The sequence below is a fragment of the Winogradskyella undariae genome (assembly GCF_013285155.1).
GTDB classification, from domain to species: Bacteria; Bacteroidota; Bacteroidia; order Flavobacteriales; family Flavobacteriaceae; genus Winogradskyella; species Winogradskyella undariae.
Genome location: NZ_JABTEL010000011.1, coordinates 14481 through 40172, shown reverse-complemented (window position 1 = coordinate 40172; position 25692 = coordinate 14481). Strand labels below are relative to the sequence as shown.

At 31.3% G+C, this 25692-nt stretch carries 24 protein-coding genes; 14 read left to right on the top strand and 10 right to left on the bottom strand.

From position 1 onward, the window contains the following. The first annotated feature begins 154 nt into the window (after positions 1 to 154). The 3 genes from HSX10_RS14375 to HSX10_RS14365 all read left to right on the top strand — a co-directional run bounded on the left by HSX10_RS14375 (position 155) and on the right by HSX10_RS14365 (position 5064). Positions 155 to 2341: a glutamine synthetase III family protein gene (locus HSX10_RS14375; protein WP_173588939.1), complete on the top strand. Its 2187-nt coding sequence runs from the start codon at positions 155 to 157 to the stop codon at positions 2339 to 2341. Between the two features lie 535 nt (positions 2342 to 2876). Beyond that, the gene (locus tag HSX10_RS14370; protein WP_173588938.1) at positions 2877 to 4055 is read left to right on the top strand and encodes an AIR synthase related protein; all 1179 of its coding nucleotides are present in this window, start codon (positions 2877 to 2879) and stop codon (positions 4053 to 4055) included. Positions 4056 to 4065: 10 nt separating this feature from the next. After that, a complete protein-coding gene (locus HSX10_RS14365) occupies positions 4066 to 5064 on the top strand; it encodes a DUF3078 domain-containing protein (RefSeq protein ID WP_173588937.1) in 999 nt (332 codons plus the stop codon). Between the two features lie 13 nt (positions 5065 to 5077). On the opposite strand, the gene HSX10_RS14360 is transcribed toward HSX10_RS14365, so the two are convergent. Continuing rightward, positions 5078 to 5737, bottom strand: a complete 660-nt coding sequence (locus HSX10_RS14360) for an ATP-binding cassette domain-containing protein (protein WP_173588936.1) — start codon at positions 5735 to 5737, stop codon at positions 5078 to 5080. Positions 5738 to 6156: 419 nt separating this feature from the next. On the opposite strand from HSX10_RS14360, the gene prfA reads away from it, so the two are divergent. The 4 genes from prfA (at position 6157) to HSX10_RS14340 (ending at position 9540) form a co-directional block, all read left to right on the top strand. Then, entirely contained in the window at positions 6157 to 7236 is a 1080-nt protein-coding gene (gene prfA / locus HSX10_RS14355; protein ID WP_173588935.1) for a peptide chain release factor 1, read from the top strand. 77 nt (positions 7237 to 7313) lie between these two features. Continuing rightward, positions 7314 to 7889, top strand: coding sequence for a hypothetical protein (locus HSX10_RS14350; protein ID WP_173588934.1), 576 nt, complete (start codon positions 7314 to 7316; stop codon positions 7887 to 7889). Positions 7890 to 7896: 7 nt separating this feature from the next. Beyond that, the gene (gene pyrF, locus HSX10_RS14345; RefSeq protein WP_173588933.1) at positions 7897 to 8712 is read left to right on the top strand and encodes an orotidine-5'-phosphate decarboxylase; all 816 of its coding nucleotides are present in this window, start codon (positions 7897 to 7899) and stop codon (positions 8710 to 8712) included. 42 nt (positions 8713 to 8754) lie between these two features. Continuing rightward, the gene (locus HSX10_RS14340; protein WP_173588932.1) at positions 8755 to 9540 is read left to right on the top strand and encodes an ABC transporter substrate-binding protein; all 786 of its coding nucleotides are present in this window, start codon (positions 8755 to 8757) and stop codon (positions 9538 to 9540) included. Between the two features lie 193 nt (positions 9541 to 9733). Here HSX10_RS14340 and HSX10_RS18765 read toward each other — a convergent pair whose 3' ends face one another. The 3 genes from HSX10_RS18765 to purU all read right to left on the bottom strand — a co-directional run bounded on the left by HSX10_RS18765 (position 9734) and on the right by purU (position 11707). Beyond that, positions 9734 to 9919 carry a Lacal_2735 family protein gene (locus HSX10_RS18765; RefSeq protein WP_173588931.1) on the bottom strand — a complete coding sequence of 62 codons (186 nt, stop codon included), beginning with the start codon at positions 9917 to 9919 and terminating at the stop codon, positions 9734 to 9736. A 99-nt stretch (positions 9920 to 10018) separates the two neighbouring features. Next, on the bottom strand, positions 10019 to 10729 hold the full coding sequence (locus HSX10_RS14330; RefSeq protein WP_173588930.1) for a DUF4197 domain-containing protein: 711 nt from the start codon (positions 10727 to 10729) through the stop codon (positions 10019 to 10021). 123 nt (positions 10730 to 10852) lie between these two features. Further along, positions 10853 to 11707, bottom strand: a complete 855-nt coding sequence (purU, locus tag HSX10_RS14325) for a formyltetrahydrofolate deformylase (RefSeq protein WP_173588929.1) — start codon at positions 11705 to 11707, stop codon at positions 10853 to 10855. Between the two features lie 145 nt (positions 11708 to 11852). Here purU and HSX10_RS14320 point away from each other — a divergent pair, with 145 nt between their 5' ends. The 4 genes from HSX10_RS14320 (at position 11853) to HSX10_RS14305 (ending at position 17345) form a co-directional block, all read left to right on the top strand. Then, the gene (locus tag HSX10_RS14320; protein ID WP_173588928.1) at positions 11853 to 15338 is read left to right on the top strand and encodes a methylmalonyl-CoA mutase family protein; all 3486 of its coding nucleotides are present in this window, start codon (positions 11853 to 11855) and stop codon (positions 15336 to 15338) included. Between the two features lie 86 nt (positions 15339 to 15424). Continuing rightward, positions 15425 to 15892, top strand: coding sequence for an OsmC family protein (locus HSX10_RS14315; RefSeq protein WP_173588927.1), 468 nt, complete (start codon positions 15425 to 15427; stop codon positions 15890 to 15892). 245 nt (positions 15893 to 16137) lie between these two features. Continuing rightward, the gene (locus HSX10_RS14310; protein WP_173588926.1) at positions 16138 to 16677 is read left to right on the top strand and encodes a sigma-70 family RNA polymerase sigma factor; all 540 of its coding nucleotides are present in this window, start codon (positions 16138 to 16140) and stop codon (positions 16675 to 16677) included. Positions 16678 to 16736: 59 nt separating this feature from the next. Beyond that, positions 16737 to 17345, top strand: coding sequence for a DEAD/DEAH box helicase (locus HSX10_RS14305; protein ID WP_173588925.1), 609 nt, complete (start codon positions 16737 to 16739; stop codon positions 17343 to 17345). A gap of 10 nt (positions 17346 to 17355) precedes the next feature. On the opposite strand, the gene HSX10_RS14300 is transcribed toward HSX10_RS14305, so the two are convergent. Both HSX10_RS14300 and HSX10_RS14295 read right to left on the bottom strand, forming a co-directional pair. Continuing rightward, positions 17356 to 17751: a hypothetical protein gene (locus HSX10_RS14300; RefSeq protein ID WP_173588924.1), complete on the bottom strand. Its 396-nt coding sequence runs from the start codon at positions 17749 to 17751 to the stop codon at positions 17356 to 17358. A gap of 17 nt (positions 17752 to 17768) precedes the next feature. Next, entirely contained in the window at positions 17769 to 18740 is a 972-nt protein-coding gene (locus HSX10_RS14295; protein WP_173588923.1) for a YpdA family putative bacillithiol disulfide reductase, read from the bottom strand. A gap of 114 nt (positions 18741 to 18854) precedes the next feature. Here HSX10_RS14295 and HSX10_RS14290 point away from each other — a divergent pair, with 114 nt between their 5' ends. Continuing rightward, positions 18855 to 19460 carry a DUF1684 domain-containing protein gene (locus HSX10_RS14290; RefSeq protein WP_173588922.1) on the top strand — a complete coding sequence of 202 codons (606 nt, stop codon included), beginning with the start codon at positions 18855 to 18857 and terminating at the stop codon, positions 19458 to 19460. 5 nt (positions 19461 to 19465) lie between these two features. Here the strand turns inward: HSX10_RS14290 and HSX10_RS14285 are convergent, their stop codons facing one another. The 4 genes from HSX10_RS14285 to HSX10_RS14270 all read right to left on the bottom strand — a co-directional run bounded on the left by HSX10_RS14285 (position 19466) and on the right by HSX10_RS14270 (position 22093). Then, on the bottom strand, positions 19466 to 19930 hold the full coding sequence (locus HSX10_RS14285; RefSeq protein ID WP_173588921.1) for a GNAT family N-acetyltransferase: 465 nt from the start codon (positions 19928 to 19930) through the stop codon (positions 19466 to 19468). A gap of 5 nt (positions 19931 to 19935) precedes the next feature. Next, on the bottom strand, positions 19936 to 20790 hold the full coding sequence (locus tag HSX10_RS14280) for a hypothetical protein (RefSeq protein WP_173588920.1): 855 nt from the start codon (positions 20788 to 20790) through the stop codon (positions 19936 to 19938). A 65-nt stretch (positions 20791 to 20855) separates the two neighbouring features. After that, the gene (kdsA, locus tag HSX10_RS14275) at positions 20856 to 21674 is read right to left on the bottom strand and encodes a 3-deoxy-8-phosphooctulonate synthase (RefSeq protein ID WP_173589008.1); all 819 of its coding nucleotides are present in this window, start codon (positions 21672 to 21674) and stop codon (positions 20856 to 20858) included. A gap of 59 nt (positions 21675 to 21733) precedes the next feature. Beyond that, positions 21734 to 22093, bottom strand: a complete 360-nt coding sequence (locus tag HSX10_RS14270) for a hypothetical protein (RefSeq protein WP_173588919.1) — start codon at positions 22091 to 22093, stop codon at positions 21734 to 21736. Between the two features lie 228 nt (positions 22094 to 22321). Here HSX10_RS14270 and typA point away from each other — a divergent pair, with 228 nt between their 5' ends. Then, positions 22322 to 24118 carry a translational GTPase TypA gene (typA, locus tag HSX10_RS14265; protein WP_173588918.1) on the top strand — a complete coding sequence of 599 codons (1797 nt, stop codon included), beginning with the start codon at positions 22322 to 22324 and terminating at the stop codon, positions 24116 to 24118. A 126-nt stretch (positions 24119 to 24244) separates the two neighbouring features. Beyond that, the gene (locus tag HSX10_RS14260) at positions 24245 to 25690 is read left to right on the top strand and encodes an MBOAT family O-acyltransferase (RefSeq protein ID WP_173588917.1); all 1446 of its coding nucleotides are present in this window, start codon (positions 24245 to 24247) and stop codon (positions 25688 to 25690) included. The last annotated feature ends 2 nt before the right edge of the window (positions 25691 to 25692 follow it).

Genomic DNA, 25692 nt, shown 5'->3' with positions numbered 1-25692 from the left:
TTGTTTATGTACTGTCACAAATATGGCTATTTTTTCTTTAACATCAAAAATAATAGGGTAGTTTAGATTAAATACTCTCGATTAATATCAATGCCCCTATTTTTGAGTGGGTATTTTTAAATATTTTGTATTTTTACTTCGAAAAAATAATAATATGTCAACACTTAGATTTCATGCTGTAAAAGCATCCTTGGAAAGGAAACCTTTGAAGATTAAAGATAACCAACGTCGTTCAGAAATATTTGGAGAAAATGTATTTAACGAGGTTTCAATGCGCCAATATTTAACTAAAACGGCATTAAATAGTGTTTTAGAGGCGATTGAAAAAGGTACTAAAATAAATCGAACAGTAGCTGATCACATTTCAGCAGGGATGAAAGAGTGGGCGATAACTAAAGGAGCAACTCATTATACGCATTGGTTTCAACCATTAACAGGAGCAACTGCTGAAAAACATGATGCGTTTTTTGAAACTATTGGTGATGGTCTTGCTATTGAGAAATTAGGAGGGGATCAATTAGTGCAGCAAGAACCAGACGCGTCTAGTTTTCCTAATGGGGGAATTAGAAATACATTTGAAGCCAGAGGATATACAGCTTGGGACCCAACGTCTCCTGCTTTTATTTACGATAAAACATTATGTATTCCTACTGTTTTTGTATCATATACAGGTGAAGCTTTAGATTATAAAACGCCTCTTTTACGTGCTCTACAGGCGGTTGATAATGCAGCTGTAGCAGTCTGTAAATATTTTGATAAAAATGTAAAAAAAGTAAATGCATCTTTAGGATGGGAACAAGAATATTTTTTAATTGATTCAGCGCTTGCAACATCTAGACCCGATATTTTATTAACTGGCAGAACTGTTTTTGGCCATTCGCCAGCTAAAGGGCAGCAATTAGATGACCATTATTTTGGAACCATACCAGGAAGAGCAATGTCTTATATGCGTGATCTAGAACATCAATGTATGTTATTAGGTATTCCGGTTAAAACAAGGCATAATGAAGTGGCGCCTAATCAATTTGAATTGGCTCCGATATTTGAAGAAGCTAATTTAGCAGTAGATCATAATTCATTACTGATGGATGTGATGAAAAAAATAGCAGAACGTCATAATTTTACTGTTCTTATGCATGAAAAACCATTTGCAGGAGTTAATGGTTCTGGTAAACATAATAATTGGAGTTTAACTACTAATACAGGTGTTAATTTATTATCTCCAGGGAAAACACCAATGAGTAATCTTCAATTTTTAACCTTCTTTATTAATACAATTAAAGCGGTCCAAACTCATGAAGAGTTATTAAGAGCAGCTATTGCTTCTGCGAGTAATGATTATAGGTTAGGAGCCAACGAGGCACCGCCTGCTATAATTTCTGTTTTTATTGGAGCACAATTAACTAATGTACTTAATGAATTAGAAACAGTAACTAAAGGAAAATTATCACCTCAAGAAAAGACGGATTTAAAGCTTAATGTGGTTGGTAAAATACCAGAAATATTACTTGATAATACGGATAGAAATAGAACATCTTCTTTTGCTTTTACAGGTAATAAATTTGAGTTTAGAGCTGTTGGTTCAACGGCTAATTGTGCAAAGCCTATGACGGTTTTAAATACTATTGTCGCAAAACAATTGATAGATTTTAAAGCTGAAGTCGATGAGTTAATCGATAAAAAAGAAATGAAAAAAGATGACGCTATATTCAATGTTTTAAGAGAATATATAAAAACATCTAAGGCAATTCTTTTTGAAGGAAATGGTTACAGTGGTGATTGGGAAAAAGAAGCAGAAAAACGAGGACTTAGTAATAATAAAACAACCCCTGAAGCACTTAAAATAAAAAAAGCTAAATCTACTATTGATCTTTTTGAAAGCTTAGGAGTAATGAATAGTGTAGAGTCTTTAGCGCGCTATGAGATAGAAATGGAAGATTATATTCTTCATGTACAAATAGAAAGTAGGGTTATTGGAGATATAGCTAGGAACCATGTAGTGCCAACAGCGGTAAGGTATCAGAATATTTTAATTGAAAATGTAAAAGGTCTTAAAACCATTTATGGTGATGAGTTTAAGAATTACGCAAAGGCTCAATTGGGGCTTATAGAAAGTATATCAACACATATTGAGGCTATAAATTCTTCTGTTACAGAAATGACTGAGGCTCGTAAAATATGTAATAAGGACGCTAGTTTAGAAAAGAAAGCAGATGGTTATTGCAATAAAGTAAAACCATTTTTTGATACTATTAGGTACCACTGTGACAAATTAGAATTAATGATTGATGATGGAATATGGCCATTAACAAAATACAGAGAGTTATTGTTTACTAAATAAAAGGATCAAACTTTTAATTTAAATAATGTAATACGTGAGTTTACATATGGTAATTTTTTAAAACTTGATGATTTATGTATTTTATCGATGACATTAACTAGTTATCGAAAAGAGAGAGGTCTTAGATTAAGTAATAGATAAAAATAGTCTTAAAATATGTTTATTTTATATTTTTGTAGTGCTATTAATCAGTAATTTATAAGAAAAACGAAAAGTTGTTGTTTTAGTTTGATAATTGTAATTGAGGTTGTTTTCATCCTTTTTTAAGATTTTAAACTATAATAATTAACTTTAAGTTTATTTTTTAAAGCAAAAAGATAAAATTGATATTTCAGTTTTATCTTTTTGTATTTTGGGTAAATTTCATTTCAAGTACTTTCAAAAACGTATTTATATCTTCAAATAGAGCAGATTAATCTAATGAAAAATAGAGTTGTGAATAAAAACTCAAATACTGTTATTAATTCCAATCGAATCATTCCTTATAATTAAACGCAATCCTTACTTTTGCAAAACCACACTAATAAATTGTAATATGGATAATTCGGTAAGTAAAAGATATGCGCAAAGAGGAGTTTCAGCTTCAAAAGAAGATGTACACAATGCGATTAAAAATATTGATAAAGGATTGTTTCCTAAAGCGTTTTGTAAAATTGTTCCAGATCATTTAACAAATAATGAAGATTATTGCTTAATAATGCATGCCGATGGAGCTGGTACAAAATCATCATTAGCTTATATGTATTGGAAAGAAACTGGAGATATTTCAGTGTGGAAAGGCATAGCTCAAGATGCGTTAATTATGAATATTGACGATTTACTTTGTGTAGGAGCAACAGATCATATTATGTTATCTTCAACAATAGGGAGAAATAAAAACCTTATTCCTGGTGAAGTTATCTCTGCAATTATTAACGGAACAGAAGAATTAATAGAAGATCTAAAATCTTTTGGAGTTTCTATTCATTCTACAGGTGGAGAAACTGCAGATGTAGGGGATTTGGTAAGAACTATCATTGTAGATTCTACAGTAACGGCGCGTATAAAACGATCTAAAGTTATTGATAACGCAAATATTACTGCTGGTGATGTTATTGTAGGATTAGAGTCTTTTGGACAAGCATCTTACGAAACTGAATATAATGGAGGTATGGGGAGTAATGGATTAACATCTGCAAGACATGATGTTTTTTCTAAATACTTAGCTGAAAAATATCCTGAGAGTTTTGATGCTGCTGTACCCGAAGATTTAGTTTATTCTGGGCAAACAAAATTAACAGATGCTGTAGAGAATTCTCCTATAGATGCTGGTAAATTGGTATTATCTCCAACACGTACTTATGCTCCAATTATAAAAGCTATCCTTAATAGTTACGATAGTGAATCCGTACATGGAATGGTACATTGTAGTGGTGGTGCGCAAACAAAAATTCTTCATTTTGTAGATCAATTTCATATTATAAAAGATAATATGTTTGATGTTCCTCCGTTATTTAAACTCATTCAAGAGCAATCTAAAACAGATTGGAAAGAAATGTACCAAGTTTTTAATTGTGGACACCGTATGGAGTTGTACGTAAAGCCTGAAGTTGCAGAAGCTATTATTGAGATTTCAAAATCTTTTAATGTAGATGCTAAAATTATAGGTCGAGTAGAAGCTTCAGATAAGAAGAAGTTAACTATAAAAAGCGATTACGGTACATTCTCTTATTAATTTTTTTAGCATGAAAAACTATTCGTGGTTTATATTTAGTGTATTTGTTTTATGTTCAAGTGTGCTTTTTGCACAGCCTGATTCATTGTATTTTCAAAAGAAAAAAAATGAGGTTATTCAATTAGGTTGGAAAACAAAAAAAGAAGTTGGTTTAACACTTAATCAAGTGTCATTTACAAACTGGAATGCAGGTGGTACGAATTCTATTTCAGGAATTGTTACCGGTGCGGCTGAAGCAAAATACAAACAAAAAAAGTGGTATTGGAATTCTAATTTCAATATTAGATATGGTTTAAACAAGCAAGAAGAATTAAATATTAGAAAAACAGAAGATGTTATTGAGATAATTTCTAATATTGGTTTAGAAAAAGATCCTAAAAGTAATTGGTTTTATTCTTCAAAATTTAGCCTTAATACTCAAATGGCTAATGGATATACTTATCCTGATAGAGATACACCTATTTCAAAATTTTTAGCTCCTGGTTATATGTTTTTTGGTGTAGGTATGGAATATGGTCGTTTTGTTGAGCGATTGTCTTTTTATGCATCTCCTTTTACTTTAAAAACAACCTTTGTCTTAGATGATGACCTGTCAAATAAAGGTGCTTTTGGTGTAGACTCTGCTATTTATGATTTGGAAGGAAATATAATTAGAGAAGGGAAAAAAGTAAAGCAAGAGTTAGGGATACTTTTAACCAATTCATACGAAGAAGAGCTTTTCGAAAACATAAAAGTTACGAGCCTTTTAGAATTATACACGGACTATATTAATAGTTTTGGTAACATTGATTTAGAGTGGGAGCTTAACTTGGACATGAAAGTTAATAGATTTGTAAAAGCAACTTTAGGTTCTCATTTAAGATATGACAACGATATTAAAGTAGAAGTTGAGACTAATGAAATAACAAACGAAGAAAATATTATTGTGGGCCCTAAATTACAATGGAAACAAATTTTAGGAGTTGGTGTTGTTGTGGATTTAGATAATATTATGAAAACTAATTCATAATATTGGAATTTCGTTATAAAGTACCTTCACTTAAATATTTATAATCTTCAAGTTCAGTAAGCTTTTCAATCTTCTTTGTGGTGCCATTTTTTAATAAATAAATGGTGTCCGATACCTCAATTATATGCTGATACATATGATCAGATATTATAATTACTTTATGTTTCTTTTCTTCTGCAATTAATTGTTTTACAGTTTCAATATGTAACGGAGATATATGAGAAAAGGGCTCGTCTAAAAAAACAATCTCACTTTTTGTTTTCAGAGTAATATAAGTTTCAATAAGTCGTCTTTCTCCTCCAGATAGTGCTTTAAATTTATCGTTTTTATATATTGAAAAAGCTCGATATAAAGCAATAAAATTTTTCCAACTTAAATCATATAATTTAAACACAAAAGATAATTTCATCTCAGCAGGAATAAAATTATACTGCGGTAAATATTTAGCGATTTTTAAAACATATAGAGGTTTTTGAAGAGGTTTCTTGTTCAAGCGAATCAACATGTATTTAGGTTTTAGACTTCCGAATGCAATATTGAGTAAGCTACTTTTTCCACAACCATTTCTGCCTAAAATAGCGGTAACTTTTCCTGTTTCACCTTTTAAGTAAATGCCATTTAAAATTCGCTTGGTTTTAAAGTAAAGTTCTATATTATCTAATTCAAATATCAATTTCAGCTGAGGTTTATAAAAATTCCGTGTATAATTTTAGAAATAAAAGCGTTAAGGTAGAGTCTACTATAAATATAATAGAAAAAAGCTTGAAGGATGAAATCCCTAGGTTTCGATAAATAGTTAATTTTCGTTTATTTGAAGTTTCATTAATGTAATACCAAGCAAATATTACAAGGAATAATTTAATACATATTGCTGGTGTTATATACGGTGTATACAGTAAAATAATGATGTTTACGATAAACGACCAAACTACAAATTGTTTGTAAAAGGTTAGTATAGCTAGAAATTTGTACATATTATATGTATAACGCTAAATTTAAGTGGTTTATTTTTTGAAAGTTAAAATGTCCTTATAAGCAACGTTTAAAAATCCATTATTTATCGTATTTTTGAACGATAATTTTTGAAGATAGATGTTAGAGAAAATACAGATTATAAAACAACGGTTCGATGAGGTGAACGACCTTATCATTCAACCAGATATTATATCAGATCAGAAGCGTTATACGAAGCTGATGAAAGAATACAAGGATCTTAAACTTATTGTAGATAAAGGTGAGCTTTATAGTGAAGCATTAGAAAATGTATCTGAAGCTGAAGAAATTATTGCAGATGGTTCTGATGCCGAAATGGTAGACATGGCAAAAATGCAACTCGAAGAAGCTAAGGAAACTATCGCAAAACTTGAAGAAGAGATTCGTTTTATGCTTATTCCTAAAGATCCAGACGATGCTAAAAACGTCGTTGTTGAGGTTAGAGCAGGTACAGGTGGTGATGAAGCAAGTATTTTTGCAGGTGATTTATACAGAATGTATTCTAAATACTGTAGTGATAAAGGCTGGAAAGTAGATGTTGTAAGTCAGAGTGATGGAACATCAGGTGGTTTTAAAGAAGTTATTTTTGAAGTTTCTGGTGAAGATGTTTACGGAACTTTAAAGTTTGAAGCTGGTGTGCACCGTGTACAACGTGTACCACAAACAGAAACTCAAGGACGTGTACATACAAGTGCAGCAACAGTTATGGTTTTACCTGAGGCTGAGGAGTTTGATTATGAATTAGACATGACTGAGGTTCGTATTGAGCGTACTACATCAACAGGTCCTGGAGGGCAATCGGTGAATACAACATATTCTGCAATTAAGTTACATCACGAGCCTACGGGAATGATTGTAAGTTGTCAGGATCAAAAATCATCACATAAAAACTTAGAGAAAGCCTTAAAGGTTTTACGTTCGCGTTTATACGATTTAGAATTAGCGAAGCAACAAGCTGCCGATTCTGAAAAACGTAAAAGTATGGTAAGTTCTGGTGATAGATCTGCTAAGATCAGAACCTATAATTATCCACAAGGCCGTGTTACGGACCATAGAGTGCCAGGTTTAACTCTGTACGATTTATCAAATATCATTAATGGTGATATTCAAAAAATAATAGACGAATTAATGTTAGCTGAAAACACTGAGTTGTTGAAAGCTAATGATGATCAAATTTAATCTAGATTCCTGTGAAAGCAGGAATCTTTTGAATTATAAAGAAGTTCTTCTTACCTGAAACATTAAAATATAAGCATATGAAATTTGTTGCATTATTATTTTTCGTTTCTAGTTTTTGTTTTGGGCAAAAGCAAATAGAAATTAATTTCCAAACAGAAAACGACTCAACGTTAATTCAATATTTGAAAGAAAATAAAATTGACTTTTCTATTAATCAAATTGCGACTTTAAAAGGAATTAGAACATTTGGAGAATATAGCAGATCGAACAAATTAGTAGTTCCTGAAGCCTATTTTTATAACTCAAATGGCGAATTAATTAAGAATAGAGGAAAAGGAACCTATTGTGGTGCTGAGATAAAAAAGATAGCGAAGATTTCAAAAATGAAATCAGATCCTAATCAAACTTTACAAGGTTTTCTTAAGGATATTGTTATCATTGATAAAAGTGAATTTATTGAAGAACGCGTTGATGTTTATATTGTTATTACTTGGGCTAAGTTTCTAAGTGAAGAAAGTCAAACATCTTTAAATTGGTTTTCAAGTCTTATAAAACAGGATAAATTAAAAATAAAATTTCTTCTTCTTAATCTAGATATACAAGAAAGCTGGAGGTTAACGGATGATCAAAAAAAATACTTAGGAATAATTTGATAAAAAAATGACAACACAACAACTTATTACCCAAATTAAACAAAAGCAATCTTTTCTTTGTATTGGATTAGATGTCGATTTAAATAAAATTCCAAAGCATTTATTAAAAGAAGAAGATCCAATCTTCGCTTTTAATAAAGCAATTATTGATGCAACACATCATTTGTGTGTCGCTTATAAGCCAAACACTGCTTTTTATGAAGCTTACGGAATTAAAGGATGGCAAGCTTTAGAAAAAACAATTAATTACCTAAACGAAAACCATCCTGAAATTTACACTATTGCAGATGCAAAACGTGGAGATATAGGTAATACAAGTACAATGTATGCTAAAGCTTTTTTCGAGGATTTAGGGTTCGATAGTGTTACAATTGCACCTTATATGGGTAAAGATTCGGTAGAGCCTTTTTTAGCTTTTAAGGATAAACATACCATTCTTTTAGCCTTAACGTCTAACCAAGGGGCATTCGATTTTCAAACTAAAGAAATTGATGGTGTAGAATTGTATAAGCAAGTATTAGAGACTTCTAAATCATGGAAGAACTCAGAGAATCTAATGTATGTAGTTGGAGCTACAAAGGCTGAATATTTAGGAGATATAAGAAAGATAATCCCAGATAGCTTTTTGTTAGTGCCAGGTGTTGGTGCTCAAGGTGGAAATCTTCAAGACGTTTGTAAATACGGAATGAATGATTCTGTAGGTTTATTAATAAACTCCTCTAGAGGAATTATTTATGCTTCACAAGAAGAAAATTTTGCTGAAGCAGCTGCACAAAAAGCAGAAGAACTTCAGTTACAAATGGCAATAGAATTGAAAGCTTAGTTTTCTCTAAATAATTACAACTTTAAAATTTAAATTTCTTTAATGAAAACGTGTAAAGACCAATTAAATCGTAAACTTCTATTTGGTCGCAAACCAAAACGTATTGTTTCATTAGTGCCTTCTCAAACAGAGCTTTTAGTAGATTTAGGTCTAGAAGGATTTATTGTAGGCGTTACTAAGTTTTGTGTGCATCCAAATCATCTTAGAATGTCTAAAATGGTTGTTGGTGGAACGAAAGAAATTAATATTGAAAAAATAAAAGCACTTCGTCCCGATATTATTCTTTGTAATAAAGAAGAAAACACCAAGGAAATGATCGAAGAATTAACTGGTATTGCACCGATTCATGTTAGTGATGTTTATAATCTTGAAGATAGTTTTGAGCTAATAAATATGTATGGAGATATCTTTGAAATTGAAAGAACAACTTCAACTTTAATCTCAAATATTAAATTAGAACGTGAAGCTTTTCAGCTTCAAAATCAAGATATAGAGAAATTAAAAGTAGCTTATTTTATTTGGAAAAAACCTTGGATGGTTGCTGCTTCAGATAACTTTATAAATGTTATGCTTAATGAAGCTAGATTTATAAATGTTTTTGAGTCCGAAAAGCGTTATCCAGAAATTGATTTTAATAATTCAAAACTAAAAGAAGCAGATCTTATTTTTCTATCCACAGAACCTTTTCCGTTTAAAAAAGCAGATGTAATAGAGTTGCAGTCTCAGTTTCCTGACAAGAAAATAAAAATTGTAGATGGAGAATTGTTTTCTTGGTATGGTAGTCGTTTACTGAAGTCTTATAAGTATTTTCAAACGCTACATAATTAAACAAAAAAAAGTCGATACCTAACTAAATACCGACTTTACTCTAAACTAACTGTTTTAAGATTTAACTAACCTCAATCTTTTGCTCTGCAAAGATGAGAACTTTTATTATTGTATAGGTTACGGTAATGTTAGGTTATGATTAAGAGTGTTTTAAATGATTAAAACATTGTAAATCAGAAAATTGTATTATTTGCTAATTAGAGTCCCTTACTACAAACTCTAATTTATTTATTTTGTAAAGAACTTTTGTGGCTTTGTATTCTGAAAAGTCACTTAAAGCCTGATCACTTTGTCTTAAGTTATAAGCCTCCTCAATAAGTTGAGTGTATTTTTTTTTAAGTCTTGTTCTTTTTTCTAAGAGTTGATCTGAATTGTTCACGGCTAAATTTTAATAATTATTTTATTAAATTACTAAAATTTAGCGAGAACAAATATATTTTACTTAAAAATTTATGTATTTTTTAAGTAAATATGTTTTTTAATCTTGTAATGCAAATACTTTTTTCAATAAATCTGTACTACGAGAAGCTACTGAATTTCTGATTTCTAATTCTTCAACAGCAATCATAGTGTAAACACCTTCTAATGCTTCAGAAGTAACGTAATCAGTTAAATCTGGATTTACATCATTAGTTAAAGGAATGTTGTTGTATTTTGTAATAAGATTAGCCCAAATTTTATCAGCACCAACTTTACTGAAAGAACTATTAATAACAGGCTTAAATTTTTCGTAAAGCTCTGTTTGAGTTTTAGTCGTTAAGTAAGATGTCGCTGCATTATCTTCTCCTAAAAGAATCGTTTTAGCGTCATCAAACGTAATGTCTTTAACAGCATTAACAAATATTGGTGTTGCTTCAGATACAGCATCTTCTGCAGCTCTATTAAGTACTTTTAAACCTTCATCAGCTAAGCTGCTTAATCCTATTTTACGTAAGGCACTATCTACTTTTTGTAACTCTTCAGGTAAAGCAATTTTTACCAATTCATTTTTATAAAAGCCATCTTCAGCGGTTAGTTTTGCAACTTGTTTCTCAATACCTAAATCTAAGGCTTCTCTTAATCCTGCAGCAATATCAGCATTTCCTAAAACATCAGTTGTTCCTTGAGGCAATGAATCTACAACTTGTTGTAATTCTGCACAGGCCATTAAATTGCAAACAACAATTAAGGCTAAAATTCTTTTTATCATAATTTTTAGTTTTTGTTAGTGGTCAAATATAATTTATAAGGTTTTAACATACATATAGAAAAAAAAACCTTAATACGAGTTTAACACTATTTAGTAGACACCAGTTATTCAGTTTGGTCACTTTTACGAGAAAATTATAGTTTTATTATTATAAACCATAACTTTTCGCATAGTATGTAATTTAATGGCGTTAGATAAAACAATTTTTTCGAGATCTCTCCCCTTCGCAATTAAGTCTTTTATGGAGTTATTGTGCGAAATTTGGGCTACGTTTTGTTCAATAATTGGTCCGGCATCAAGTTCTTCTGTTATATAATGACTTGTAGATCCTATAATTTTAACACCTCGCTTATATGCGGAATGATAAGGTTTAGCACCGACAAAAGCAGGTAAAAAAGAATGATGAATATTAATAATTTTATTAGGATACTTGTCTATTAAAGTTTGAGATACAATTTGCATATATCGGGCTAAAACAATAAAATCAATATTATGTTTTGCTAAAAGTTCTAATTGCTTTTGTTCTGCTTCATGTTTTGTTGCTTTTGTAACAGGAACATGATAAAAAGGAATATTAAAGCTGTCTGCAATAGGTTTTAAATCTAAGTGATTACTTAATATAAAAGGGATTTCTAAGAATAGCTCACCAGAATTATAACGTCCTAAAATATCGTATAAACAATGATCATATTTAGAAACAAACAATGCCATTTTAGGTTTTTTCTCAGCAGCGTACATGCGCCATTTAAGTTTGAACTTTTCAACTAAAGAATTTTTGAAAAGTTCTTTAAATGCTTCAACTGAAAACGAATTTGAAATAAATTCACATTCCAAACGCATAAAAAAGATATGCTGTTCTCTATCAACATACTGATCTATATAAACAATGTTGCCATCGTTTGTAGCCATAAAATTAGTTACAGACGCAATAATATTAGGCTGGTCTTTACAGTTTATAAGTAATGTTATTTTCTGCATAAAATGAATATTGAATGAATTGTTAAAAGTAATTAAAATTGTATGCTTTAATAAAAATCTATAAGTTTTAGATATTTTTTAATTGTTGCTTGACTTTTTTGGATATTTCTTAGATTTGCTGATTAAATAAGCTATATTTTTACGAATGGAACAAATAACACCTTATAAGCCAAAATATAAAGTACGTATAGTAACTGCAGCATCGCTTTTTGATGGGCATGATGCTTCAATAAATATTATGCGTCGTATCATTCAATCTACTGGAGTAGAAGTGATTCATTTAGGACACGATCGAAGTGTAGAAGAAGTTGTCAATACTGCCATACAAGAAGATGCTAACGCAATTGCATTGACATCTTATCAGGGAGGGCATAACGAATATTTTAAATACATGTACGATTTGCTTAAAGAAAAAGGAGCAGGTCATATTAAAATTTTCGGAGGTGGAGGTGGTGTTATTCTTCCTGAAGAAATTAAGGAATTAATGGATTATGGAATTACCAGAGTCTATTCTCCTGATGATGGTAGAAGTCTTGGTTTGCAAGGTATGATTAACGATTTGGTTCAAATATCGGATTATGCCATTGGTGATCAGCTTAATGATGAGGTTAAAACGTTGCATGAAAAAAATCCGAAGTCCATTGCAAGATTAATTTCTTCAGCTGAAAACTTTCCTGAAGTTGCAAAGGATGCATTAGATGCTATTCATGAAAAAAATAAGAATTCAAAAACACCAGTTCTTGGAATTACAGGAACAGGTGGTGCTGGTAAATCATCATTAGTCGATGAGCTTGTTCGTCGTTTTCTAATCGATTTTCCTGAGAAAACAATTGGTTTAGTTTCTGTAGATCCTTCAAAACGAAAAACAGGAGGTGCACTTTTAGGAGATCGTATTCGTATGAATGCCATTAATTCATCTAGAGTTTACATGCGTAGTTTGGCAACACGTCAATCTAACCTAGCATTATCTAAATATGTAAATGAAGCAATTCAGGTTTTAAAAGCTGCTGAATACGATTTAATTATTCTTGAAACTTCTGGTATCGGACAATCGGACACAGAAATTATGGAACATTCTGATGTGGCACTTTATGTAATGACACCAGAATTTGGTGCAGCGACTCAGCTTGAAAAAATTGATATGCTAGATTTTGCTGATTTAGTAGCCATCAATAAATTTGATAAACGAGGTTCTTTAGATGCGTTACGTGATGTAAAAAAACAATACATGCGTAATAATCATCTTTGGGATGTGCACCAAGACGATTTACCGGTTTACGGAACCATTGCGTCTCAATTTAATGATCCAGGAATGAATACGCTTTACAAAGCGATAATGGATAAATTGGTTGAAAAAGCAAATTCGGACTTAAATTCTACATTCGAGATTTCTCAGGAAATGAGTGAGAAGATTTTTGTAATTCCACCATCAAGAACACGTTATTTATCTGAAATCGCAGAGAGCAATCGTGCGTATGATAAAACAGCAAATGTTCAGGTTGAAGTTGCTCAGAAACTTTACGGAATTTATAAAGCAATATGTTCCGTAGCTAATGTCACCTTGAGCGCAGTTGAAAGGTCTTTCATTGGTAAATTAGGTTTAGATTATGAAGAAATTCTTCAACAAGCTCAAAATGATAAAGGTGTTGCTATTTCAACAGAAGGAGGCACGACTGAAGAAGAATCTCAAATTCAATTATTAAAATTATTATTTGCTGAATTTGATCGTGTAAAACTAAACCTAGATCCTTACAATTGGGAAGTAATTACAGGTTGGGATGAAAAAGTAAATAAATATAAAGATCCAATTTATAGCTTTAAGGTAAGAGACAAAGAAATAAAAATTGAAACGCACACAGAATCTTTATCACACTCTCAAATTCCAAAAGTAGCCTTACCAAAGTACCAAGCTTGGGGAGATGTTTTAAGATGGTGTTTGCAAGAAAACGTACCAGGAGAATTTCCGTACACTTCAGGTTTATATCCTTTTAAAAGAACAGGTGAAGATCCTGCAAGAATGTTTGCTGGTGAAGGTGGGCCAGAGCGAACTAATAAGCGTTTTCATTACGTAAGTATGGGTTTACCCGCTAAACGATTATCTACAGCTTTCGATAGTGTTACACTTTATGGTAATGATCCCGATTTGCGTCCAGATATTTACGGTAAAATTGGTAATGCAGGTGTTTCTATCTGTTGTTTAGATGATGCCAAAAAATTATATTCTGGTTTCGATTTAGCAAACGTTATGACTTCTGTGAGTATGACTATCAATGGTCCTGCGCCAATGTTGTTAGGTTTCTTTATGAATGCAGCTATTGATCAACAATGTGAATTTTACATCAAAGAGAATGGGTTAGAAAAAGAAGTTGAAGCTAAAATCGCAAAAATCTATAAAGGAAAAATACGTCCATCATATAATGGTGATTTACCAGAGGGAAACAACGGATTAGGTTTAATGCTTTTAGGAGTTACCGGAGACCAAGTTTTACCATCTGATGTTTATGCAGAAATAAAAAAGAATACTATTGCTCAGGTAAGAGGAACCGTTCAAGCAGATATTTTAAAAGAAGATCAGGCACAAAATACTTGTATATTTTCTACGGAATTTGCTTTGCGTTTAATGGGAGATGTTCAAGAATATTTTATTGAGAATAATGTTAGAAACTTCTATTCTGTATCTATTTCTGGGTATCATATTGCAGAAGCAGGAGCCAATCCTATTACGCAATTAGCATTAACGTTATCTAACGGATTTACTTATGTAGAATACTATTTGAGTAGAGGAATGGATATCAATAAATTTGGACCAAACTTATCGTTTTTCTTTTCAAACGGAATTGATCCAGAATATGCTGTTATTGGTCGTGTGGCACGTAAAATTTGGGCCAAAGCGATGAAGCATAAATATGGTGCTAACCCAAGAGCGCAGATGTTAAAATATCATATTCAAACTTCGGGACGTAGTTTACATGCCCAAGAAATTGATTTTAATGATATTCGTACGTCACTTCAGGCATTGTATGCAATTTATGATAACTGTAATTCGCTTCATACCAATGCGTATGATGAGGCAATTACAACACCAACAGAAGAATCGGTTCGTAGAGCCATGGCTATTCAGTTGATTATTAATAAAGAATTAGGTTTAGCTAAGAATGAAAATCCAATTCAAGGATCGTTTATAATTGAAGAATTAACGGACTTAGTTGAAGAAGCTGTTTTATTAGAGTTTGATCGTATTACGGAACGTGGAGGAGTGCTTGGAGCTATGGAAACGATGTACCAACGAAGTAAAATTCAAGAAGAAAGCTTGTATTACGAAACATTAAAGCATAACGGAAAGTTTCCAATTATAGGTGTAAACACCTTTTTAAGTTCTAAAGGGTCACCAACGGTTGTTCCTGCGGAAGTGATTAGAGCAACAGAAGAAGAAAAACAATTTCAGATTAAAACTTTAGAGAGTTTGCATGAGGCACATAATACAGAAGAATTATTAAGTGAGTTGCAACGAAAAGCCATAAATAATGAAAATATTTTTGAAGCTTTAATGGAGGTTTGTAAAGTATGTTCCTTAGGTCAAATCACGTCGTCGTTATTTGAAGTTGGTGGTCAGTATCGTCGTAATATGTAAGCAGAGAAATAAATCATTTTTTTGTGTAAACTAAAAAGCGTTTCTTTATGAAACGCTTTTTTTTACATTCAAAATTAAAAATAGTTATGAAACATACTTTTAAAGCTTCAGTAAATTGGTCACTTAGTGATGGAGAAAGCACAATGAGTCCGAGAACATTTAGCAGGAATCATGATGTTTCAATTGTAAATAAAGTTTCACCATTACAAGTCTCTGCTGCAAAAATATTTAGAGGTGATGATTCATTATATAATCCTGAAGATTTATTATTGTCTGCATTAACATCTTGCCACATGATGTCTTATTTGTATGCCTGTACACAGCATCAAATTGAAGTATTAAGTTATTTAGATAGGTCTGAAGGAGATTTAGAAGTAGAATCTTCGGGAAGCGGAAGTTTTAAAGTTGTAAGGCTAAAACCTGTTGTTACTATCAAAAATGCAAACCAAAAAGAATTAGCGTTACAATTACATAAAAAAGCAAATGAACTTTGTTTTATCGCTAACTCGTGTAATTTTCCAATCTCTCATGAGGCAATAATATTGGTGAAGTAATTTAATTTGAAAAAATAATCACATCTTTTTGCATCTTTTTTAAAAGTTCTACGTCTATTAAGTGAACATTAAAACATAATATCATGAAAGATAAAGAATGTACTTGCAACTGTGAAGGTTGCGCAAAAGGAGGGTGTGAAAATTGTACTTGTGAAAACTGTACATGCACAAATTGCAATTGTTAAATTATAATTAGTTCGGGTTCTAAATTTTGTACCCGAACTGATTTTAGTTAAATTTAAAGTATGACTACAAAAAGTGTTTGGGAAAGTTATTCTGGTGATATTCGACGTTTTATTTTAAGTAAAGTAAAAGACGTTGATGTTGCTGATGATATTTTGCAAGAAACATTTATTAAAGTTCATACTAAGCTACATACCCTTAAAGATGAAGCAAAGCTAAAACCTTGGTTGTTTTCAATTGCTAGATATACGATTCTAGATTATTTTAAAACTAACAAACTAGTTATTCCTGTTGAAGATTTAGAAATTGAATCAGAGCCTCTACCAAAAGGACATACAGAACAAGATTGCTTAAGGGGAATTTTAGTGAATTTACCAAAAAAATATAGAGATCCTTTGTTTCTATCAGATATTAAAGGTCTTAAGCAACAAGAGGTTGCTAACCAATTAAATTTATCTTTGCCAACAGTAAAATCGCAAATTCAACGTGCAAGAAAGCAGATTGCACAAGGTTTTATGGACTGTTGTGGTTTTAAGATGAATGAAGATGGTCATTTGGTTGGAGAAATACAAGACAAAGCAGACTGTAAAGTTTGTCAATAATCGTACCTTTGAAATTAATAGCAAAATAACTAATCAAGCTATTTTTATTACTTACTCAGATGTCTTTCAAAAAACTACACCCTTTATTAAAAGAATCCTTGGAAAATGAAGGATTTGAAACTTCAAATCCATTTCAGAAAAAAGTATTACCAACTTTAAAAGGTGGTGCGGATGCTTATATTATTGGGCCAAAAGGAAGTGGTAAAACTACAGCGCTTATTATAGCAACGATTCATAAGCTAAAGGCAGAAGCTTTTGAAGATTCGCCAAGAGCCATTATTGTTGTTGAAAATAAGAAGGAAGCTTTACGTTTAAAAGAAGAGTTTGAAAGATTTACTAATACAACAGATTTAAGAGTGTATGCTTTGTATGATGAATACGATATTGAAAAGCAAAAGACAGAGGTGTATTACGGACAAGATATTGTAATTGCAACTCCTGCTAGATTAAGTAAACTTTATTTTTTAAATGGAATTCATTTAGGTGAAGTACAGTTATTGGCTATTGAAGATGCTGACTATTTAGGCAGGCATAATGGTTATAATCATATTTTACGTTTGTCTGAAAGTCTTAATAAATGTCAGTTTATAATTATGGCTGACGAAATGAATTCTAGAATTAAAAATTACCAGAATGCATTTATGAGTAATGCGCATCTTTTAAAATAGTAATTATAATTTATAACGTCATCATCCAGTGACGTTGTAGTTTTCTAAATTTTCTTAATTCACCACGTAGAATAGGCAAGTAGTCTTTACCATTACTATTTGATTTTTCTAATCTTTTACAGTTTGTATATAGTCGTGTGGTTAAACGATCTAAGATTTCTAGATGTCTACTCTTTTTTTGTGAACATTTTTCAAGTTCAGCATTAATAATTTCAGGAGCTAGACTTATGGATTGTTGAATAATATCACCTGAGAAATAAATGTTATTATCCTCAGTGCCATCTGTATTTAAATAGACTAAATCTTGATTAAGATAGTTTGAAATACTTCGAGAAATAACAATAATATCCATGGCCTTTTGGTAAATAGGCAAATTAGATAGATGAGATGGTAGGCTGTAGCTCATGATTTTAATAGCAATTATTAGGCTTTAGTTTCAATGTCGTCAATAATCATTTTTGCATGTATTCTTGAGTTTTCTATAAACCATTTATGAGTTTCCATTCCTCCACAAATTACACCAGCTAAATAAAGGCCTTTTACATTTGTTTCCATGGTTTCAGAATTATAGCTAGGAATGCGTTTTTCGTCTTTAGAAAACTCAATTCCGGCAGTATCTAATAATTCAAAATTAGGATGATAACCTGTTAAGGCAATAACATAATCGTTATCTAAAGTTTGTTTACCATTAGGTGTGCTTATTATAACCTCTGTAGGTGTAATTTCTTTAATTTCAGAATTAAAATAAGCTTTAATACTCCCTTCTTTAATTCGATTTAAAATATCTGGTTTTACCCAATATTTTACTCGTTCTCCAATAGATTTACCTCTAATGACCATGGTGACATTTCCGCCTTTTCTATAGATTTCTAATGCAGTATCTACAGAGGAGTTACTTGCACCAACTACAGTGACATTCTGTAATGTAAAAGGGTGTGCTTCTTTATAATAATGAAATACCTTAGGTAAATCTTCTCCAGGAACATTCAGTAAGTTAGGAATGTCATAAAACCCAGTAGAGATAATCACTTTTTTTGCAAAATAAGTGGCTTTGTTAGATTGAACATTAAAACCATTTTCTGTTTTTTCTAGATCTTCTACTTTTTCATATAGATTAATGTTTAGAGCTTTTGAAGTCGTTACACGTCTGTAATATTCTAAAGCTTCGTTTCTAGTTGGCTTTGGGTTGTTGCTTATAAAAGGAATATCATCAATTTCTAATTTATCAGAAGTAGAAAAGAACGTCATGTTTAAAGGGTAGTTAAAAAGGGAATTTGTTAAAGCTCCTTTTTCTAACACCAAATAATTTAAATTTCGTTTTTTACACTCTAAAGCACAAGCAATACCTATAGGGCCAGCGCCAATAATTAATACGTCTAAGTCTCGTTTTTTCATGGTGTTTAAAATTACACTTATTGAATAAATTTAGAAAATGTATGCTATTAAATCTCTCTTAAAATATTAAGGACATTTTATATATTGTATTTTTGAATTTTAAATTTGAACCTTATGCGAATTTTAGTCATCTTATTTACAATTGTCTTCTTTACGAGTTGCGCTCAAAATAAAAAAATGGTTGCAACAGATTTAACACCATTTCAAAAAAAGATGAATGATGAGTTTAAAGATGCTTCAAGATCGCCTTTAAAAGCAAAAGATATTAAAACATTTGAAGGCTTAGATTTCTTTGCTTACGATTCTACGTTTTTAGTGAAAGCAGAATTAAAGCGTACTCCAAATACAGAATGGTTTCAAATGAAAACAACAACAGATCGCTTATCTAAAGAGCGTGTTTTTGGAATTGTAACTTTTGAAATAAAGGGGAAGTCTTTTCAGTTAAATGTTTATCAAGGTGAAGAATTAATGCAAACAGAAGGCTTTGAAAACTATTTATTTTTACCATTTATGGATAATACCAATGGTTCTTTAACTTATGGAGGAGGGCGTTATATTGACTTAGATATTCCTGAAGGAAGTATTATTGAAATAGATTTTAACTCAGCATACAATCCTTATTGTGCTTATAATGAGAAATTTTCTTGTCCAATTGTGCCAAGTGCTAATTATCTTGATTTAGATATTAAAGCGGGTATAAAAGTTTTTGTAAAAAAGTAATACAATTACATTTGTTTCTCAACAAGATAATTTTCTAGCATAACACCTTTTACACTCTTCTTTTGTATTTTAATAACATTAAAATATTTGTTATCAAAAAACGGTAAAGCTGTTTTGCTAACATCAGATTTAAAAACTTCAAAATCATTCATCATAACTTGCGATTCCATTATTCGTAATAATTTTGAACCTACTCCTTGACGTTGGTAATCTTTATGAACAAATAAGCCTTCTAGGTAATTACCATTCTTTAAATAAGCAAAACCAACAATAATTTTATCAATTTCAGCGACAATAAAATAAAGTTTACTGATTCTTTTTTCCCAATCTTTAATTTTATCTGCGCCAGAAGCCCAAGCTGTAGTTTGTTTTTCTGAATAATGTTTAGTACTGATATTGATAATTGTATCTCTAAATACTGAAGTGATTTCAGGAATATCGTTTAAATCTGCGGTTCTTATTTGTATCATGTTTTTTATAATCTAAAAATGCTGCCAAAAGAAACTACGCGCTGAAAAAAGTAAAAACTTTGTTCTGCGTGGTCAGCTGTGTTACCAGTAGTTCTAATATCATTCATATTTATATAGCCTCCTTTGGCATTTAATTGCACAAAAAAGTGTTTTAAAAAGGTTAAGTTTACTCCAAGATTTGCAGATAAACCATAACCTGCAACATGAAATTCGTCATATCTATCTTTTTGTAATAATGTAGCGTTTGTTTTAGGAAATAAAACACCTCCACCAATACCTTCAGTTAAATTAACTTGAAATATATCGGTGTTATTTATACCAAATAGAGACGAAATATCATCGTATCTAGCAATCTCGGTATAGATGTAGTTTAAACCATCCGTATGTTCAAATTTTAAGAAATCTTCGGAAATAAATACGCTTTCATTATTAAAATCACCATTGTAAATACTTCCAGGTTCGCTGTCAGGCAAATCAATATAACCATTTACAGTTCTGTCTCTGTTTCTATTCATTACATATTTCATGTGGTCTAACCCCAAAGAAACGGTGTAATGATCAGAAATAAAATAACCCAATTTAGCATTGGTTTGAGGAATTGTCATCCTCGTGGGATTAATGTAATCTATATGCCAACCTTTTGGTTTGTCTTTGGCCGTGGCTTCACTAATAGTGAAATCATAATTATCACCCTTAAAGCGAATATCTGATTTAGAATATGCACTTCTATTTCCTCCCCAACTCACAAAGAATTTACCTTTATTAGATGAAGTGTAATTAAGTATTTGTTCTGTTTGGCCGTATGCAATTGTGCACAAAAAAGTGAATCCGGCACATAGGATTCTGTTAAAGTAGTTCATAAGAAATATCCGTAAAGGAAATAGTAGACGTTAGCCTTCTCGCGTACTTACAATAATTTATAAAATTATAATGAATTAATTGTTTTTCTAATAGCAACAAGGTTTGATAATAAACCTTCTAGATTATCAAGGTGTAACATGTTAGCTCCATCACTTTTTGCATTTGCAGGATCAAAATGTGTTTCGATAAATAAACCATCTACATTATTTACAATTCCAGCTCTAGCAATAGTTTCAATCATATCTGGTCTACCACCTGTAACACCAATACTTTGGTTAGGTTGCTGTAATGAATGGGTAACGTCTAAAACAGTAGGGGCATATTCTCGCATGGTTGGGATACCTCTAAAATCTACAATCATATCTTGGTAACCAAACATCGTTCCGCGATCTGTAATCCAAGCTTGTTCATTACCAGCATCCTTTACTTTTTGCACAGCATGTTTCATCGCTTCAGGACTCATAAATTGTCCTTTTTTTAGATTAACCACTTTTCCTGTTTTGGCAGCAGCAACAACTAAGTCGGTTTGTCTTACTAAAAAAGCAGGGATTTGTAATACATCTACATACTCAGCAGCCATAGCAGCATCAGAAACCTCATGGATATCTGTAACTGTAGGAACATCAAATGTTTCAGAAATTTTTCTAAGGATTTTTAAAGCTTTTTCATCTCCAATACCAGTGAAACTGTCAATTCTACTTCTGTTTGCTTTTTTAAAACTCCCTTTAAAAATGTAAGGAATTTCTAGTTTATCTGTGATTTTTATGACTTTTTCTGCAATGCGCAAAGCCATATCTTCTCCTTCTATGGCACAGGGTCCACATAGTAAAAAGAAATTATCAGAATCTGTATGTTTTAATTTTGGTATTGTGATCAAAGCTATAGACTTAAAAGTTATTAGGTCACAAAGATACAATTATGATTGTTGAATTTAATTTTTATCTAAAATTCCTTTCTAATACTATTTCTAACCATCCAAAGTGACATAGCAAAGTTGCTAAACACAAAAAGGCCTCCATATAGTAATAGTTTTTGCGAAGATTCTGTCCAATCAACAATATTTAATAAATCAAAGAAATATGCTAATATTAGGTATGATGATAGACAAACAAAAACAATACCTAATGAGAAATTTAGCTTTCTACTAGGCTTAATAAGCTGCCATACAAATGGAATACCAAATAATAATATAGGGTAAGCAGAGAGTCCACTTGTTTGATTAATATTTGTAAACCAATACACTATTATCGAGAGAAAATAGAGGTAAGGAATAAATTTAGTGTATTTATTTAGAGTTGCCATTTGTTTTGTTTTTATAGGTGGAAATTGACGTTTTTTCTTTAGTTATGTATACTAATAACATCAATATTTTAAAAAATCAGTGCTATTATGGCTTCATAATTAAATTTGAAAATCAATTATTTAGCTTAATATACGGCCTTAGTCGTTGTATAAACGAAATTATAACACATTATTAACGGAATGAAAAAATTATGATGTACATTTGCACGCTTAAAATCAGCACTAGTTATGACTAAGATTAAAAATATCGCAATTATTGCACACGTTGACCACGGAAAAACGACTTTGGTTGATAAGATCATGTACCATTGTCAATTATTTCGTGAAAACGAAAACACTGGCGACTTAATTCTAGATAATAATGATTTAGAACGTGAAAGAGGAATTACAATTACTTCTAAAAACGTTTCTGTTATTTATAAGGATACTAAGATAAATATCATTGATACACCTGGTCACGCCGATTTCGGTGGTGAAGTAGAGCGTGTTTTAAACATGGCAGATGGTGTTGTGTTATTGGTAGATGCCTTTGAAGGTCCTATGCCACAAACACGTTTTGTATTACAAAAAGCGATTGACTTAGGTTTAAAACCATGTGTTGTTGTAAACAAAGTTGATAAAGAAAACTGTACGCCTGATGAAGTACATGAAAAAGTTTTCGATCTAATGTTTGAACTTGGTGCTGAAGAGTGGCAATTAGATTTTCCAACAGTTTATGGTTCTGCTAAGAACAACTGGATGAGTGACGATTGGAAAAATGAAACTGACAACATTGAGCCATTATTAGATATGGTTATAGAGCATGTTCCAGAACCTGTTTTCCCAGAAGGAAATACTCAAATGTTAATTACATCTTTAGATTTCTCTAACTTTACAGGTCGTATTGCGATTGGTAGAGTACAAAGAGGAAACATTGTAGAAGGACAACAAATTTCTTTAGTAAAAAGAGATGGTACTATTACAAAAACAAGAGTGAAAGAAGTTTTCATCTTTGAAGGTTTAGGCCGTAAAAAAGTAGAAAGCGTTGAAACAGGAGATATCTGCGCTATTGTAGGTGTTGAAGGTTTTGAAATTGGAGATACAATTGCAGACATAGAAAACCCAGAAGGTTTAAAATCTATTGCTATTGATGAGCCTACAATGAGTATGTTGTTTACAATTAACGATTCACCTTTCTTCGGTAAAGATGGAAAGTTTGTAACATCTCGTCACATTAAAGATCGTTTAGAAAAAGAATTAGAGAAAAACTTAGCCTTACGTTTAGGTGAAACTGCTACTGCAGATAAGTTTATGGTTTTTGGTCGTGGTGTATTACACTTATCGGTATTAATCGAAACGATGCGTCGTGAAGGTTACGAATTACAAATTGGGCAACCACAGGTAATCATTAAAGAAATTGATGGTGTTAAATGTGAACCAATAGAAGAGTTAACAATTGACCTTCCTGAAAATGTATCGGGTAAAGCTGTAGAGTTTGTAACGATGCGTAAAGGTGAGTTATTAAGTATGACTACTAAAGGTGATCGTATGGTATGTGAGTTTATGATTCCTTCTCGTGGTATCATCGGTTTACGTAACCAATTATTAACAGCTACTGCAGGTGAGGCTATTATGGCACATCGTTTTAAAGAGTACCAACCTTTAAAAGGTGATATTCCTGGACGTATTTCTGGATCTTTAATTTCTATGGAAAACGGAACAGCAATCCCTTATTCAATTGATAAATTACAAGATAGAGGTAAGTTCTTTGTAGAACCAGGTGAAAATATCTATGAAGGTCAAGTAATTGGTGAGAACTCTCGTCAAGATGATATGGCTGTAAACATTACAAAAGCTAAAAAGCAGAGTAATGTACGTAGTTCTGGAGCAGATGATAAAGCTAAGATTGTACCAGCTATTAAATTCTCTCTAGAAGAAGCTTTAGAATATATTCAGAAAGATGAGTATGTAGAAGTTACACCTAATCACTTAAGATTACGTAAAATTTACTTAAAAGAAACAGATCGTAAACGTAACAAGTTTTAGATCAACGTTTTTTATAAATATTATTGAAAAGAGAGATACTGAAAAGTATCTCTCTTTTTTTATTTATTAGTATTATAACGCAATCTATTTTATCTTACACCGATTTATTTCTATTAAAACAAATTAATGCTATTCAATTCCTTAGATTTTGCAATTTTCCTTCCTATTATATTTATACTCTATTGGTTTGTTTTTAAATCATTAAAAAGTCAGAATATATTATTGTTAATTGCTAGTTATGTATTCTATGGATGGTGGGATTGGCGTTTTTTAGGATTAATAATCTTAAGTACATGTATTGATTTTTGTATTGGCTTAGCGATTGAAAAAGCCTTATTAAAACAACATAAAAAATACTTAATGCTCCTGAGTGTTCTACTCAATTTAGGCATCTTGGGCTTCTTTAAATATTATAATTTTTTTATTGAAAATTTTAAAGAAGCATTTATGCTTTTCGGAAGAGATATAGATCTCAATTATCTTAATATCATTTTACCTATTGGGATTAGTTTCTATACGTTTCAAACCATGAGCTATTCCATAGATATCTATCGCGGTAAAATAAAGCCTACAAAAGATATTATTGCATTTGCGTCTTTTATCTGCTTCTTCCCACAATTGGTGGCTGGTCCTATTGAGAGGGCATCAAACTTTTTACCTCAAATACAGAAACGAAGAGTTTTTGATTATACAAAAGCAACCGATGGACTAAAACAGATTCTTTGGGGACTTTTTAAGAAAATGGTTATTGCAGATAATTGTGCATTTTTTGTAAATGATGTTTTTGAGAATTATGGCGATTACTCGGGAAGTACATTGTTTTTTGCTGCTTTTCTCTTTTCTATTCAGATCTATTGTGATTTTTCAGGATATTCAGATATTGCAATTGGTGTCTCAAGATTGTTTGGTTTTAATTTGAAGAAGAATTTTGCATATCCTTATTTTGCAAGAAATATAGCCGAATTTTGGAGGCATTGGCATATCTCCTTAACCACTTGGTTTAAAGATTATTTTTACATTCCGATAGGAGGAAGTAGAGGAAGTAAATGGATGCAATTAAGAAACACCTTTGCCATTTTTATGGTTATTGGTTTATGGCATGGAGCACATTGGAAATTTGTAGTTTACGGATTAATAAATGCCTTACATTTTGTACCCTATATTATTAGAGGAAAGAACACAAAATATACTTCAATTGTAGCTGAGAATCGTCTGTTTCCAAATAAGAAAGAACTTTTTGGGATGTTTCATACCTTTTTATTTTTAATTTTTGCTCGTATATTTTTTAGAGCAGATTCGTTAACTATTGCGGTAGATTATTTGAAGAATTTATTTTCTGTAACCTTGTTTCAATTGCCACAATTTTCTAGCAATAGTCAAGCTTTAGTATTGTTTGTACTAATCCTATTTTCGTTTGTTGTAGAATGGTTTGGGAGAGATAAAGAGCATGCGCTTGAAAACATATTTAATAAATCGAAACGATCTTATAGAGTAATGTTTTATTATACAATTGTATTTTTAATATTTTACTTTAATGGAGAAGAACAACAGTTTATCTACTTTCAATTCTAGGT

Excerpts from the sequence above, each read along its gene's own strand:
- HSX10_RS14375 (WP_173588939.1), top strand. The coding sequence starts at position 155 with ATGTCAACACTTAGATTTCATGCTGTAAAAGCATCCTTGGAAAGGAAA.
- HSX10_RS14370 (WP_173588938.1), top strand. The coding sequence starts at position 2,877 with ATGGATAATTCGGTAAGTAAAAGATATGCGCAAAGAGGAGTTTCAGCT.
- HSX10_RS14365 (WP_173588937.1), top strand. The coding sequence starts at position 4,066 with ATGAAAAACTATTCGTGGTTTATATTTAGTGTATTTGTTTTATGTTCA.
- prfA (WP_173588935.1), top strand. The coding sequence starts at position 6,157 with ATGTTAGAGAAAATACAGATTATAAAACAACGGTTCGATGAGGTGAAC.
- HSX10_RS14350 (WP_173588934.1), top strand. The coding sequence starts at position 7,314 with ATGAAATTTGTTGCATTATTATTTTTCGTTTCTAGTTTTTGTTTTGGG.
- pyrF (WP_173588933.1), top strand. The coding sequence starts at position 7,897 with ATGACAACACAACAACTTATTACCCAAATTAAACAAAAGCAATCTTTT.
- HSX10_RS14340 (WP_173588932.1), top strand. The coding sequence starts at position 8,755 with ATGAAAACGTGTAAAGACCAATTAAATCGTAAACTTCTATTTGGTCGC.
- HSX10_RS14330 (WP_173588930.1), bottom strand. The coding sequence starts at position 10,729 with ATGATAAAAAGAATTTTAGCCTTAATTGTTGTTTGCAATTTAATGGCC.
- purU (WP_173588929.1), bottom strand. The coding sequence starts at position 11,707 with ATGCAGAAAATAACATTACTTATAAACTGTAAAGACCAGCCTAATATT.
- HSX10_RS14320 (WP_173588928.1), top strand. The coding sequence starts at position 11,853 with ATGGAACAAATAACACCTTATAAGCCAAAATATAAAGTACGTATAGTA.
- HSX10_RS14315 (WP_173588927.1), top strand. The coding sequence starts at position 15,425 with ATGAAACATACTTTTAAAGCTTCAGTAAATTGGTCACTTAGTGATGGA.
- HSX10_RS14310 (WP_173588926.1), top strand. The coding sequence starts at position 16,138 with ATGACTACAAAAAGTGTTTGGGAAAGTTATTCTGGTGATATTCGACGT.
- HSX10_RS14305 (WP_173588925.1), top strand. The coding sequence starts at position 16,737 with ATGTCTTTCAAAAAACTACACCCTTTATTAAAAGAATCCTTGGAAAAT.
- HSX10_RS14300 (WP_173588924.1), bottom strand. The coding sequence starts at position 17,751 with ATGAGCTACAGCCTACCATCTCATCTATCTAATTTGCCTATTTACCAA.
- HSX10_RS14295 (WP_173588923.1), bottom strand. The coding sequence starts at position 18,740 with ATGAAAAAACGAGACTTAGACGTATTAATTATTGGCGCTGGCCCTATA.
- HSX10_RS14290 (WP_173588922.1), top strand. The coding sequence starts at position 18,855 with ATGCGAATTTTAGTCATCTTATTTACAATTGTCTTCTTTACGAGTTGC.
- HSX10_RS14285 (WP_173588921.1), bottom strand. The coding sequence starts at position 19,930 with ATGATACAAATAAGAACCGCAGATTTAAACGATATTCCTGAAATCACT.
- HSX10_RS14280 (WP_173588920.1), bottom strand. The coding sequence starts at position 20,790 with ATGAACTACTTTAACAGAATCCTATGTGCCGGATTCACTTTTTTGTGC.
- HSX10_RS14270 (WP_173588919.1), bottom strand. The coding sequence starts at position 22,093 with ATGGCAACTCTAAATAAATACACTAAATTTATTCCTTACCTCTATTTT.
- typA (WP_173588918.1), top strand. The coding sequence starts at position 22,322 with ATGACTAAGATTAAAAATATCGCAATTATTGCACACGTTGACCACGGA.
- HSX10_RS14260 (WP_173588917.1), top strand. The coding sequence starts at position 24,245 with ATGCTATTCAATTCCTTAGATTTTGCAATTTTCCTTCCTATTATATTT.